At 63.6% G+C, this 13,697-nt stretch carries 11 protein-coding genes and 1 riboswitch; of the genes, 5 read left to right on the top strand and 6 right to left on the bottom strand.

Annotation, left to right across the window (positions count from 1 at the left end; translation table 11 throughout):
• Positions 1–75 precede the first annotated feature (75 nt).
• Positions 76–1,965 (bottom strand): phosphomethylpyrimidine synthase ThiC, encoded by a 1,890-nt coding sequence (gene thiC / locus M1D99_RS27320; protein WP_186708035.1) that lies wholly within the window; start codon positions 1,963–1,965, stop codon positions 76–78.
• A gap of 161 nt (positions 1,966–2,126) precedes the next feature.
• Positions 2,127–2,232: riboswitch (TPP riboswitch) on the bottom strand.
• Positions 2,233–2,388: 156 nt separating this feature from the next.
• On the opposite strand from thiC, the gene M1D99_RS27325 reads away from it, so the two are divergent.
• Positions 2,389–3,828 (top strand): TolC family outer membrane protein, encoded by a 1,440-nt coding sequence (locus M1D99_RS27325; RefSeq protein ID WP_186708037.1) that lies wholly within the window; start codon positions 2,389–2,391, stop codon positions 3,826–3,828.
• A 188-nt stretch (positions 3,829–4,016) separates the two neighbouring features.
• Here the strand turns inward: M1D99_RS27325 and waaA are convergent, their stop codons facing one another.
• Together waaA and M1D99_RS27335 are read right to left on the bottom strand one after the other, a co-directional pair.
• The gene (gene waaA / locus M1D99_RS27330) at positions 4,017–5,291 is read right to left on the bottom strand and encodes a lipid IV(A) 3-deoxy-D-manno-octulosonic acid transferase (protein ID WP_434572770.1); all 1,275 of its coding nucleotides are present in this window, start codon (positions 5,289–5,291) and stop codon (positions 4,017–4,019) included.
• Positions 5,292–5,313: 22 nt separating this feature from the next.
• The gene (locus M1D99_RS27335) at positions 5,314–6,204 is read right to left on the bottom strand and encodes a LysR family transcriptional regulator (RefSeq protein WP_434572772.1); all 891 of its coding nucleotides are present in this window, start codon (positions 6,202–6,204) and stop codon (positions 5,314–5,316) included.
• A gap of 103 nt (positions 6,205–6,307) precedes the next feature.
• On the opposite strand from M1D99_RS27335, the gene M1D99_RS27340 reads away from it, so the two are divergent.
• The 4 genes from M1D99_RS27340 (at position 6,308) to M1D99_RS27355 (ending at position 9,885) form a co-directional block, all read left to right on the top strand.
• Positions 6,308–6,640, top strand: a complete 333-nt coding sequence (locus M1D99_RS27340; RefSeq protein WP_046065574.1) for a DMT family transporter — start codon at positions 6,308–6,310, stop codon at positions 6,638–6,640.
• 260 nt (positions 6,641–6,900) lie between these two features.
• Positions 6,901–8,076, top strand: coding sequence for an NAD(P)/FAD-dependent oxidoreductase (locus M1D99_RS27345; protein ID WP_434572775.1), 1,176 nt, complete (start codon positions 6,901–6,903; stop codon positions 8,074–8,076).
• A complete protein-coding gene (locus tag M1D99_RS27350; protein WP_186708045.1) occupies positions 8,073–8,885 on the top strand; it encodes an aldo/keto reductase in 813 nt (270 codons plus the stop codon). Before M1D99_RS27345 ends, M1D99_RS27350 begins: the two co-directional genes overlap by 4 nt.
• Before the next feature lie 34 nt (positions 8,886–8,919).
• Entirely contained in the window at positions 8,920–9,885 is a 966-nt protein-coding gene (locus M1D99_RS27355) for a hypothetical protein (protein WP_053117832.1), read from the top strand.
• A 164-nt stretch (positions 9,886–10,049) separates the two neighbouring features.
• Here M1D99_RS27355 and hldE read toward each other — a convergent pair whose 3' ends face one another.
• The 3 genes from hldE to M1D99_RS27370 form a co-directional block, all read right to left on the bottom strand.
• Positions 10,050–11,471 (bottom strand): bifunctional D-glycero-beta-D-manno-heptose-7-phosphate kinase/D-glycero-beta-D-manno-heptose 1-phosphate adenylyltransferase HldE, encoded by a 1,422-nt coding sequence (gene hldE / locus M1D99_RS27360; RefSeq protein ID WP_186708047.1) that lies wholly within the window; start codon positions 11,469–11,471, stop codon positions 10,050–10,052.
• A gap of 94 nt (positions 11,472–11,565) precedes the next feature.
• Positions 11,566–12,168, bottom strand: coding sequence for an adenylyl-sulfate kinase (cysC, locus tag M1D99_RS27365; protein ID WP_434576629.1), 603 nt, complete (start codon positions 12,166–12,168; stop codon positions 11,566–11,568).
• A 79-nt stretch (positions 12,169–12,247) separates the two neighbouring features.
• Positions 12,248–13,681, bottom strand: a complete 1,434-nt coding sequence (locus M1D99_RS27370; RefSeq protein WP_458131074.1) for a PIG-L deacetylase family protein — start codon at positions 13,679–13,681, stop codon at positions 12,248–12,250.
• Between the last annotated feature and the right edge of the window lie 16 nt (positions 13,682–13,697).

A 13,697-nucleotide genomic window follows, 5' to 3' on the forward strand; every position in this document is an offset into this window, starting at 1 on the left:
TCCACCAGCGATCCATTGTGGGAGCGGGCTTGCTCGCGAAGGCGGCAGCAAGGTCACCACCGCCTTCAGCTCAAATCACACTTTCTTGTAAAGCTGACTTCCTTCCTTCTTGAACCGCTCAGCCTGCTCCGCCAAGCCCTGCGCGACATCGACATCCACCGCTTCAATACGCTGGTTCGCCGCGTACTCGCGCACTTCCTGGGTGATTTTCATCGAGCAGAATTTCGGCCCGCACATCGAGCAGAAATGCGCCACCTTGGCCGAGTCCTTCGGCAGGGTTTCGTCGTGGTACGAGCGGGCGGTGTCCGGGTCGAGGCCGAGGTTGAACTGGTCTTCCCAACGGAACTCGAATCGCGCCTTGCTCAGGGCGTTGTCGCGGATCTGCGCGCCCGGGTGGCCCTTGGCAAGGTCGGCTGCGTGGGCGGCGATCTTGTAGGTGATGATCCCGGTCTTGACGTCATCCTTGTTCGGCAAGCCGAGGTGTTCCTTCGGCGTGACGTAGCAAAGCATGGCGCAACCGAACCAGCCGATCATCGCCGCACCGATGCCGGAGGTGATGTGGTCGTAGCCCGGCGCTATGTCGGTGGTCAGCGGGCCGAGGGTGTAGAACGGCGCCTCGTCGCAGCACTCGAGCTGCTTGTCCATGTTCTCTTTGATCAACTGCATCGGCACATGGCCAGGGCCTTCGATCATGCATTGCACGTCGTGCTTCCAGGCGATCTTGGTCAGCTCACCGAGGGTTTCCAGCTCGCCGAACTGCGCTTCGTCGTTGGCGTCGGCGATCGAACCCGGACGCAGGCCATCGCCCAGCGAGAAGCTGACGTCGTAGGCCTTCATGATTTCGCAGATGTCTTCGAAATGGGTGTAGAGGAAGTTTTCCTTGTGGTGCGCCAGGCACCACTTGGCCATGATCGAACCACCACGGCTGACGATACCGGTGACGCGCTTGGCGGTCATCGGCACATAACGCAGCAACACGCCGGCGTGGATGGTGAAGTAGTCGACGCCCTGTTCGGCCTGCTCGATCAGCGTGTCGCGGAACAATTCCCAGGTGAGGTCTTCGGCCACGCCGCCGACTTTTTCCAGGGCCTGGTAGATCGGCACGGTGCCGATCGGCACGGGCGAGTTACGGATGATCCACTCGCGGGTTTCATGGATGTGCTTGCCGGTGGACAGGTCCATGACCGTGTCCGAACCCCAACGGATACCCCAGGTCAGCTTCGCCACTTCTTCTTCGATGGACGAACCCAGCGCACTGTTGCCGATGTTGCCGTTGATCTTCACCAGGAAGTTACGGCCGATGATCATCGGTTCCAGTTCGGTGTGGTTGATGTTGGCCGGGATGATCGCGCGCCCCCGGGCGATTTCGTCACGCACGAATTCCGCGGTGATGACCTTCGGCACGCTGGCGCCGAAGCTGTGCCCGGCGTGTTGCTGGTCAAGCAGGCCAGCGGCGCGGGCGACTTCAAGCTTCATGTTTTCGCGGATGGCGACGTATTCCATCTCGGCGGTGATGATGCCTTTGCGCGCGTAGTGCATCTGGCTGACGTTGGCACCCGGCTTGGCGCGACGCGGGTTGTTCACGTGGGCGAAGCGCAGCTTGGTCAGCTCGGGGTCGGCCAAGCGCTCCTGGCCGAAGTTGGAACTCAGGCCCGCCAGGCGCTCGGTGTCGCCACGGGCTTCGATCCACGGCGAACGCACGTCGGCCAGGCCTTTGCGCACGTCGATGATCACGTTCGGGTCGGTGTACGGACCCGAGGTGTCGTAGACCACCACCGGCGCGTTGATTTCGCCGCCGAAGTCAGTGGGGGTCACGTCGAGGCTGATTTCGCGCATGGGCACGCGGATATCCGGGCGGCTGCCCTGGACGTAGATTTTTTGCGAGCGGGTAAAGGGCTGAACCGATTGCTGATCGACTTGGGCCGATTCACTGAGGTTGGTCGCGTTTTTTGATTTTGTCGTCATCACGGGCTCTCCAGACACACATCCAGGCAGTGGATTTTTGTCGGAGCGAACCTGTAACGAATGGACGCATCCCTGCACGGAAGTGCGGACGCTGTGCTTGCAGCTCGAGTGCGTTCGATGGTCGAACGACATCCCGGACGAAGCACAAGAGGACTCGCCGGGTGACGAGAAATCTTGTTCCCTACGCAGGCGCTAACCTGATCAGGTTCAACGGGATCCGAAATTATTCGATCTCAGCCTCATAGCAAGGCACCCCGACAAGAACCCGGCCAGTCTAGACACAACCACGACAGAACGCCATCGCCCGGGCAAAAGGCGTGATGAATGGCGCATATACAGGATTGTTGCCGTGCCCAGGCGCAACTACACTCGCTACGCCGCGCGCCTGTTATGCGCATTCAATTTGAACGTAGGGATCGCCTCATGTTGCGCAAACTCTCACTGGCCCTCGCCGTGTCTTGTGCGTCCAATGGAATGGCCTGGGCCGCCGAAGCGCCTTTATCCACCCTGACCGACCTGGTCAGCGTGTACCAGGAAGCGGTGGACAACAACGCCGACCTGGCCGCCGCCCGCGCCCAGTATGGCGCCCAGAAGGAAGTGGTGCCCCAGGCCCGCGCCGGGCTGCTGCCCAACCTTTCGGCCGGTGCCGACCTGAACAACACCCGTACCGAGCTCGACCAACCGGCGATGACCGCCACCCGCAGCTCCACGGTCTACCAGGCCACGCTGTCCCAGCCGATTTTCCGCGCCGACCGCTGGTTCCAACTGCAAGCGGCCAAATCGGTCAATGAGCAGGCATCGCTGCAGTTGTCTGCCACCGAGCAGAACCTGATCCTGCAAAGCGCCGAAGCCTATTTCAATGTGCTGCGCAGCCAGGACAACCTGGCCTCGACCAAGGCCGAGGAAGCCGCGTTCAAGCGCCAGCTCGACCAGTCCAACGAACGTTTCGACGTGGGCCTGTCGGACAAGACCGACGTGCTGCAATCCCAGGCCAGCTACGACACCGCGCGGGCCAACCGGATCATCGCGCAACGCCAGGTCGAAGATGCCTTCGAAGCGCTGATCACCCTGACCAACCGCCAGTACAACTCGATCCAGGGCGTCGTCCACACCCTGCCGATCCTGCCGCCGGCGCCCAACGACGCCAAGGCCTGGGTAGACACTGCCGCCAAGCAGAACCTCAACCTGCTGGCCAGCAATTACGCCGTCGACGCCGCCGAAGACACCTTGCGCCAGCGCAAGGCCGGCCACGCGCCAACCCTCGATGCAATCGCCCAGTACCGCAAAGGTGACAACGACGGCCTCGGCTTTACCAACCCGAGCCCCACCGGCCAGCGCTACGGCGGCGACGCGGAGCAACGCACCATCGGTCTGCAATTGAGTATTCCGATCTACAGCGGCGGGCTGACCAGCTCCCAGGTTCGCGAGTCCTATTCGCAACTCACCCAGACCGAGCAGCAACGCGAAGCCCTGCGCCGCCAGGTGGTGGAAAACACCCGCAACCTGCATCGCGCGGTGAACACTGATGTGGAACAGGTCCAGGCCCGGCGCCAATCGATCATCTCCAACCAGAGCGCGGTGGACGCCACGGAAATCGGCTACCAGGTGGGCACTCGGAATATCGTCGATGTACTGGACGCCCAGCGCCAGCTGTACACCTCGGTGCGCGACTACAACAACGCCCGATATGACTACATCCTCGACAACCTGCGCCTCAAGCAGGCCGCCGGGACATTGAGTCCAGAGGACCTGCAAGCCCTGTCCCGCTACCTCAAGCCCGACTACAACCCGGACAAGGACTTCCTGCCGCCGGACTTGGCACAGGCGGCGGCACAGCAGTTGCGCTCGCGGCCAGCGCAATAACCTACCGACCTCACTGGCAACGAGGACTTCCTGGGGCGGGGCGGCCTACCTGTGGCGACGGAGCTTGCTCCCGCCGGCCTGCGAAGCAGGCCCAAAACCGGTCACTGCGTTCTGCCAGGCAGAACCGTAGTGCCCACTTTACGGCTGCTTCGCAGCCGAGCGGGAGCAAGCTCCCTCGCCACAAAAGCTCAACCCATCGACCTACCTAACCCCTCCAGCAACCGCTGCAACGCGCCCTGATTGCGACGCATCACCGCAAGCCCCGCCTCGGCCATGCGCTGGGCGTCCCGGGGCAGTTCGAACAGGCGCTGGACCGCCAGGGCCAGGCTTTCGGCGTCCTCCACTTCCGCCAGCGCACCGGCGGCACGCAGTTGCGCGGCGATTTCAAGGAAGTTGAACAGGTGCGGCCCACTGAGCACCGGTTTCGCCAGGGCCGCCGGTTCGAGCAGGTTGTGCCCGCCATTGGGCACCAGGCTGCCACCGACAAACGCGCTGTCGGCCAACGCATAGAGAAACAGCAGTTCGCCCATGGTGTCGCCAAGCAACACCGAAGCCTGGGCGGTAACCGGTTGCCCACCGGAGCGCCGCACCGTGACCAGACCCTCACTTACACACAGTTGATGCACTGAGTCGAAGCGTTCGGGGTGACGCGGCACCAGGATCAGCAACGCATCGGGATAACTGTCGAGCAGCCGACGATGGGCGGCCAGCACCACTTCGTCCTCACCCTCATGGGTGCTGGCGGCGATCCACACCGGGCGGTCCATCGCGTGCCACTCACGGCGCAAGGCACTGGCACTTTCGAGCAACTGCGGATCGATGGTCAGGTCGAACTTGATCGAGCCGGTGACCTCGACGGTTTCCGCCCGAGCCCCCAATTGGCGAAAGCGCTCGGCCTCGGCTTCGGTCTGTACGGCGAACAGGCTCATCTCGGCGAGCATCGGCCGGGTGAGCTTGGGAAAGCGGGCATAACCCCGCGCCGAACGCTCCGACAGCCGCGCGTTGGCCAGGGCCACGGGAATGCCGCGCCGGGCGCATTGGTGAATGTGATTGGGCCACAGCTCGGTTTCCATGATCACCGCCAGGGATGGGCGCACCCGGTCGAGAAAACGCTTGGCCGCACACGGCAAGTCATAAGGCAGATAGCAATGCTGGATGCGCGGCTCGTTGGCGAACAGCGCCCGGATCCGCTCCGATCCGGTGGGCGTCATGCAGGTGACGGTGATTGGCAGCTGTGGATAACGTTGCAGCAAGGCGCGGATCATTGGCGCGGCGGCAATGCTTTCGCCCACCGACACCGCGTGCACCCAGATGCCCCCTGGGGCCATGACCGGCAGCCCCCAGGAGAACCGCTCGCCAATGCGCCGGGCATAAGCCGGCGCCTTGCGGGCCCGCAGCCACAGCCGAATCGCTACCAGTGGCAGCCCCAGATAAAACAACGCGCTATAGAGAGTTCTGTTCATGGCGGCGGAGTTTATCGGTTTTTCAGCCGATCGCCTGCAACTGCACGGCAAAACGTTCCGCCAGCCAACGAGCGGCCGGGCCCAGGGGTTCATCGCGGCGCCAGACCAGTTCCACCACCAGGGCCGGCGGGGTCCATTCGCTGTTGAGCTCGATCATATCGCCCAGGTACGCCGGGTATTGCACCACATGCCGTGGCAGCCACGCCCAGCCCAGGCCACTCCTCAGCCATTCGGCCAACACATAGAAACTGTCGGCCCGCCAGACCTGCGGACTGGCCTGCTCGCTACCGGGATAGACACTCGATTGAGTCGCCATCAGCAACTGGCGGTGCCGGGCCATGTCCCGGCAGCTCACATACGCATGGTTCGCCAAAGGATGGCCCCGGCTACACACCGTGACCATCTCGACGCTGCCCAGCACCCGGCGCTCCAGCGCCTCGGGGATCTGGTCGTGATAGAACAGCAAGCCGAGGTCGGCGCGCCGCTCCACCAGTTTGCGCGCCACGTCGCCCTGGGCGGCGCTGGCCAGTTGCACTTCGAGGGTGGGGAATTGCTCGGCCAGGGCCGCCAGGCTGTCGATGACCGGCTGATAGGGCATGGCCTCGTCCTGGGCCAGGCGCAGCGACGCTTCCTGCCCGCGCATCAAGGCCAGGGCGCGGCCATTGAGGCGCTCGCACTGGCGCAGCACTTCCCTGGCCTCCTCAAGCAGCGCCACGCCCGCATCGGTGAGTTTAGGCTGGCGACCGCTGCTGCGGTCGAACAGGCTCACCCCCAAATCGTCCTCCAACAAGGCAATCGCACTGCTGATGGCCGATTGCGCCTTGCGCTGGCCCCGGGCCACGGCGGAAAACGAACGTTTCTCGGCAACTTCGGCAAACAACCGTAATTGCTCCAGGTTCCACTGCACGTTCATGGCTCAACCTATCTCCAATACAGATAGGTAATGACTTTACCGCATCTGAGTGATCTCTAGAATGGCCACATCGAAAGACGCAACCGCCAAAGAGGAATCGCCCATGAACGCCTACTACTACCTGGCCATTGCCATCTGCGCCGAAGTGATCGCCACCGTTTCGATGAAAGCGATCAAGGGCCTGAGCACACCCCTGCCCTTGCTGCTGGTCATCGTCGGCTACGCTACCGCTTTTTGGATGCTGACGCTGGTGGTGCGCACCGTACCGGTGGGCGTGGCTTATGCAGTCTGGGCCGGGCTGGGGATTGTCATGGTCAGCGTGGCGGCGCTGTTCATCTACGGGCAAAAACTGGACGTGCCGGCGATGCTGGGGATGGCGTTGATTGTTCTTGGGGTTGTCGTGATCCAACTCTTTTCCAAGACTGCTGGGCACTGAAAACACTGCCATTGAGTTGGAACACACCGATATTGAGCTGGAACGCACTTGTGGCGAGGGAGCTTGCTCCCGCTGGGCTGCGCAGCAGCCCCAAAAAGCTTGGGACCGCTACGCGCCCCAGCGGGAGCAAGCTCCCTCGCCACAAGCAAGCTCCCTCGCCACAAAAGCGTTGCTCCCATGTGGCCGACGTTGATCGCCAACAAATGCCCTGCGCAGCGAGTCTGTATACTGCGCCCTCGTCTTGAACACTGAGGTCGCTCATGTCATCCGTTATTTCCACCGACATTCTGATTGTCGGCGCAGGCGTCGCCGGCCTCTGGCTGAACGCCCGCCTGCGTCGCCAGGGGTTCTCGACTGTGCTGGTGGAAAGCGCCAGCCTCGGCGGCGGGCAGAGTGTCAAATCCCAGGGCATCATCCATGGCGGCGCCAAGTACGCCTTGCATGGCGCCCTGACCGGGGCCTCGGAAGCCATCGCCGACATGCCGCGCCGCTGGCGCGAAGCCCTGAAGGGTGAAGGCGAGCTGGACCTGTCCGGTGTGCGCATGCTGTCCGATGCCCATTACCTCTGGTCTCCCGGCACCCTGGCCGGCAACCTCACCAGCTTCTTCGCCAGCAAGGCCGTGCGCGGACGAGTGGATCAGGTCAAGGGCGATCAACTGCCGCCGGCCCTGCAAGACAAGCGCTTCAAGGGCAAGGTCTATCGCTTGGCCGAACTGGTGGTCGATGTCCCCAGCCTGATCGCGCGCCTGGCGGAGCTGGCCGGCGACAGTCTGTTGGCCGGGCAGCGCATCGAGCCACTGCGCGAAGCCGGTGAGCTGGTCGGGCTGAAGGTCGACGACCGCGAGATCCGTGCCCAACGCATTATCCTCAGCGCGGGCGCTGGCACCGCCGACCTGCTCAAGGCCCTGGGCCTGGACAAACCGGCCATGCAAACCCGGCCGTTGCACATGGTCCTGGTCAAGGGCCCGAGCCTCAAGCCGCTTTACGCCCATTGCCTGGGCGGCGGACCGAAGCCACGCGTCACCGTGACCACCCACCCCGCCGCCGATGGCCAATGGGTCTGGTACCTAGGGGGCGACCTTGCCGAAGGTGATGCCGTCGCCCGCGAGCCCGCCGAGCAGATCGCCGCCGCGCAGAAAGAACTCGGCCAACTGTTGCCCTGGGTCGACCTCAGCACCGCGCAATGGGCCACGCTAAGGGTTGACCGCGCCGAACCGCTGCAATCAGGCCTGACCCGCCCGGATAACGCCTTCCTCGCCGAGCAGGAGCGCCTGCTGGTGGGCTGGCCGACCAAACTGGCCCTGGCCCCGGACTTCGCCGATCGGGTGTTCAACGCGCTGCAACGCGATGGCATCCAGCCCAGCCACCCGGCCCCGCTGCCGGACCTGCCGAAGCCGCCCATGGGCGTACCTGCCTGGGAGCAACTGCTGCCATGATCCAAGCGACCCTGCATGATCTCTATCGCCCCCTCGGCCATAACGGCCCGCGGGTTTCCCCCCTGGGCCTGGGCACCGTCAAGCTGGGCCGCGACCAGGGCGTCAAATACCCCAACGGTTTTCAGATTCCCGATGACAACGAAGCGCGCATGCTGCTCAAACTGGCGCGTGACCTGGGCATCAACCTGATCGACACCGCGCCCGCTTACGGCCGCAGCGAAGAACGCCTTGGCCCGCTGCTGCGCGGCCAACGCCAGGACTGGGTGATTGTCAGCAAGGTCGGCGAAGAATTCAGTGACGGCCAGTCGCGCCATGACTTCAGCGCCGCCCATACCCGATTCTCGGTGGAGCGCAGCCTCAAGCGCCTGGAAACAGACTATATCGACCTGGTCCTGGTGCATTCCGACGGCAACGACCTGGCGATCCTCAACGACAGCGAGGTCTACCCGACGCTGGCGGCGCTCAAGCGCGAGGGCAAGATCGGCGGCTTCGGTTTTTCCGGCAAGACCGTCGACGGCGGCCTCAAAGCCTTGGAGCAAGGCGATTGCGCGATGGTCACCTACAATCTGAACGAACGAAACGAAAAGGCTGTCATTGACTACGCCAGCAAACACGGCAAAGCGATCCTGGTGAAAAAAGCCCTGGCCAGCGGCCACGTCTGCCTGAGCCCCGGGGTAGACCCGGTTCGCGCCAGTTTCGAACTGTTGTTTGAGCATCCTGGGGTCGCCAGTGCTATTGTCGGCACCATCAATCCGCTGCACCTCGCCCACAACGTCGCGACCGTCGCCACGGTCCTGCGTAAACACTGACGCCGCCCTACGCGGCCTGAAGGAAGGAGCCGACATGCCGCGTACGCTCATCAGAAAGAACCCAAGCAACTTCAAGACCCTGCCCCTGTTCGTCGAAGCGACCCCCGAAGGCCTGACTTACCAGAGTGTCGGGATGCCGCTGAATTTCGCCCAGACCTTGCAGCGCCGCCGCCCTGTCGCGGTGGCCGACGCCGAGCGTTTTTCCCTGGAGCTGGCCAACCTGGGCGTCTCGGTGCGCCTGACGCTGCATTGGCAGAACCGCGATTATTGGGTGTTGGTACGCCAGCGTCGGCAGGATCGCGGCGACGTGGTGCTCAAGCTGATTTCGGGCTATGTCCCGGCCCACGAACTGAACCTGCCGCTGCTCACCGCCATCAGCGAAATTGCCGAAGAGTGCCTGCTGGAAACTCCTGAAGGCTGGCTAGGTGGACGCTTCAACGACACCTGGCTGCCGGCCCCCTACGCCACGGCCCTGCATTACCGCGAAGCCTTGCCGTTTCGCCTGACGCCGCTGTCGGGCTCGGCCCGCCCGGTGCGCAGCGCCAATCTGCAGCTGATCGAGCGGCCACGGGCCTACGTGCACCTGCCGACGGCATCGCTGCAATTGATTTATGACTTGCGCCTGGATGTGCCCAAGGAAGCCAAGTCCCTGAGCCTGTTTCACGTCGATGAACGCTTGGAAGGTGACCAACTGGTGGCCCGCCTGGACCGCAAGCGCCCGGACCTGTACCTGATGCCCTTGCAGGACGGGCAGCCCTTGCCCGAGCTGTACACCTTGAAAAAGGATCAGCTGCACCCGGCCAGCACCCGTGGCCTGTACCTGGCGGAAAGTTTCGCCCGGCAGGACGGCTGGCTGGTGCGCGACGAGCGGATTCGCTGGAAGGACTGGCTGCGCCAGCAAGGGCTGACGCCACCGGGCAAGGAGTCGGGCCTGACCCGACTCAAGGGCAAGGCCCGGCAGTTGCTCAAGAAGATCGTGCCGCGCAAGGTGGCTCGTTAGAAACCACACGACTCAGAGCGCTTTTGTGGCGAGGGAGCTTGCTCCCGCTGGGTTGTGCAGCAACCCCATTTTTTATGGGCGCTTCGCACCCAAGCGGGAGCAAGCTCCCTCGCCACAAGAAAGCGCCCTAGCAACAACAGCCCCCAGGCGCTACAAATTACGACTCAGTTATTGCGGATCTTTTCCACAATCGCCGTCGTCGAGCTGTTTTCCACCAGCCCCAACACTTTCACGGTACCGCCGTAGGCCGTGACGATGTCCGCGCCCACGACCTGATCGATCCCGTAGTCACCGCCCTTGACCAGCACATCCGGCTTGACCTGGCGCAGCAGGTTTTCCGGCGTGCCCTCGCTGAAACTGATCACCCAGTCCACCGCGCCCAGGCCAGCCAGGACCGCCATGCGCCGGTCAACGCTGTTGATCGGACGCCCGGGTCCTTTGAGACGGCTGACGGAGGCATCGTCATTGACCGCGACGATCAGGCGATCGCCCTGGGCCCGGGCCTGCTCGAGGTAGGTCACGTGGCCGGCGTGCAGGATGTCGAAGCAACCGTTGGTGAAGACAATGCTTTCGTTATGGGCGCGGGCGTCGTCCACCGCCAGCAGCAACTGCTCCAGGCCCAGCACGCCGCGCTCGGAGCCTTCCTCGCGCTGGATGGCGCGACGCAGCTCGGGGGCGCTGATGGCGGCCGTGCCAAGCTTGCCGACGACAATGCCTGCCGCCAGGTTCGCCAAGGCCACCGCGTGGGGCAATTCCTCACCGGCAGCGATCGCCGCGGCCAGGGTGGAAATCACCGTGTCGCCGGCGCCCGTCACGTCGAACACTTCACGGGCACGGGCCGGCAGGTGCAACGCCGGGTGATCGGGGCGCAGCAAGGTCATGCCGTGCTCGCCACGGGTCACCAGCAAGGCACCGAGGTCGAGGTCTTGCATCAACTGCGCGCCTTTGCTCACCAACTCATGCTCATCGACGCAACCGCCGACGATGGTTTCGAATTCGCTGAGGTTCGGCGTGATCAGGCTGGCGCCCCGGTAGATGGAAAAATCCTTGCCCTTGGGATCGGCCAGGACCGGGATGCCACGGGCACGGGCGGCCTGGATCAGCGACTGGTGGTTTTTCAACGCGCCTTTGCCGTAGTCCGACAACACCAGGACCTTGACGCCTTCGAGCAGCTTGTCGACCTCGGCACCGAGGGCCAGGGGATCGGTGGCGAACGGCTCTTCGAAATCGATACGCAGCAGTTGCTGGTGACGGCTCATGACCCGCAGCTTGACGATGGTCGGCTGGTGCGCAACGCGCTGGAATATCGCGCGTACGCCCGCCCCCTTCAGGCTGTTGGTCAGGCTGTCGGCGGCCTCGTCGTCACCGGTGACACCCACCAGGGACGCCGGCGCCCCGAGGGCAGCGATATTCAAGGCAACGTTGGCGGCACCACCGGGGCGGTCCTCGATGTGCTCGACCTTGACCACCGGTACCGGCGCCTCAGGGGAAATCCGTGAGGTACCGCCATGCCAGTAGCGGTCGAGCATGACATCGCCGACCACCAATACAGGGGCTTGATCGAATCGCGGCATGGACAACTTCATGGAGCATCCCACATACAAAATGAACAGGGGCGCGATATTAGCACAGGGTTGAGGAAGGCTCTTGCACGGCTGCAACCGGATGCAATAGCCGCTTTCAGGGGCAACGCCGTACCAATGCCCACAACCGCTCGCAGGCCTCGCTCAGCGCCAGGCCGCCCGTGTCGATATTGCCCTCGGGGGCCAGGGGAGCTTCGTACGGGCTGTCGAGGCCAGTGAAATTCTTCAAGCGGCCGGCACGCGCTTCCCGATAAAGCCCCTTTGGATCCCGCTGGGCACAGACCTCAAAGGACGTGCTGACATAGACTTCCAGGAAGCTGCCCTCGGGAAACAACTTGCGCGCCGCCTCACGGTCGGATCGAAAGGGTGAGATGGCCGCAACGATGACAATCAACCCTGCGTCGACCATCAACCGCGCCACCTCGGCGATGCGTCGGATATTCTCATTGCGCGCTTCAGGCGTCATGCCCAGGTCACTGCACAAACCCCGGCGCAGGTTGTCACCGTCAAGCAGGCAGGTGTGAAGCCCCTGCTCGTGCAGCCGCACTTCCAGCGCATTGGCCAGTGTCGACTTCCCCGCCCCGGAAAGCCCGGTCAGCCAGACGCATAGCGGTTGTTGGCGTTTGATCGCGGCCCTGGCCTCGGGGGAAACCGTCGAGGCGTGAGGCGAATTCTGTTGATGTGTCGATACCTTTGACATCTTTTCCATGAATCAAGCATCTCCCACGCTGCCGGCTGCTCAAAAGTAAAGCACAGGCGGGCTCGGGCACGTCAACGAATCAGGAGCGGCTGGCCTGGCGATCATCCTGCGAAGAGGCGTCCAAATGCCGAACCCAGAAAAGCTCATGCCGCCGGACCGCCTTGCGGAAGAACTCGTCTTCTCCGGTGCGCGGCCAGCGGCGCCCGGCCAGCAGGCGCTGGATGGCGCGGCGCAAACGCCGCTTGAACGGAGGACGCCCCTGCAAGTCATGTTGCATGCCCAAGGCCATGGCCTTGTCCATACGGGTGGAAGCGTCCAACGACGGACTCCACAACCCATCGGCCGGCAAGGGTTCGATGGCCGGCGGCAGCGCAATGCCATGGCCTGCCGGCCCCATCGGCCAGCGGTCGTTGTCGTGCAGATGATTGGCATAGAGCAGCAAGGTCCGCGGCCGCCAGGCACTGAGCTCGATCGCCTCCATCAGCGCTCGGGTGCTGGCGACATGATCGCTGTGCGGGTCCAGCTCGGGATGCGGCGTCAGCACCACCTCGGGCCGGTGATGTTCGAGCAGACGTGCCAGGTCGGCCACCAAGTTGCGCCACGTCGGCAAGCCATCACTGTCACCCGGCAGGCTCAAGGCATTGAACCTGCGGACCTGGCGGATATCGCTCTCGCCTGATTCCCGCGAGCCGAAGCCTTGGTCCGGTGCCTTCGCCATGGCTTCCAATTGCAGGCAGTAATAACCCAGCTGCACGCATTGCTGTTGCGCCACGCCTCCCCATAACGGCACGGCCAGGCTGTCCCAACTGCGCAAGCGCCCCTTGAGACGAGCGGCCTCGGCGGGGTCCAGGCCCATGTCGCGATAGCGCTCGGCTTCGATTTCCCCTTGGGTCAGCGTCACGATAGCCACATCGCTGGCACGGCTGTACAGCCCGAATGCAGCGAGCTCGGCATCATCGGCGTGGGGCGCGACGATGAGCAGGCGCTGCTGGCCGAAATCCGGATTGCTCAGCACATGCAACGTAGCCTGCGGGGCAATGCTGCAAAAACGCCCGCGCAATGCCAGGGTGCCATCCGCGAGTGCCGAACCTTGTCCGGACAGGTTGAGAAAACGCTCGCCGAAAACGCCCCGTTCGAGATCCTGGCGATCATCTCCAATCCAGACTTGGGGGTCGAGGAAGCGTCCCAGCCAATGGCTTTTTACCCGTACCTGCAAGATCAGCGTCTGCCCGGCATCGAATTCGCCCGTGAGTTGCAGCTTCCCCCCCGTCAAACTGACGGGAAACCGAGGCGTACCTGGCGGGAAATCATAGCGATAATCGTCCCCCGGGGCATAGAACAGATGGTCGGAGAACCAGGCTTCGTGGGCAACCCAGCCCAGCAGGAGAAATACCGGCAACGACCACCACGAAACCGTAAAACCGAGCACCAGCGCCGCCAGCAGCACGCCAGCGAGTACCAGGCGCTTGCGTTGACGATGGCGTTTGAGCAGTAGCTGCTTGCGTGCGCTCACGGTTCTCTTCTCTCTC

This window comes from Pseudomonas sp. R3-41 (assembly GCF_054161485.1).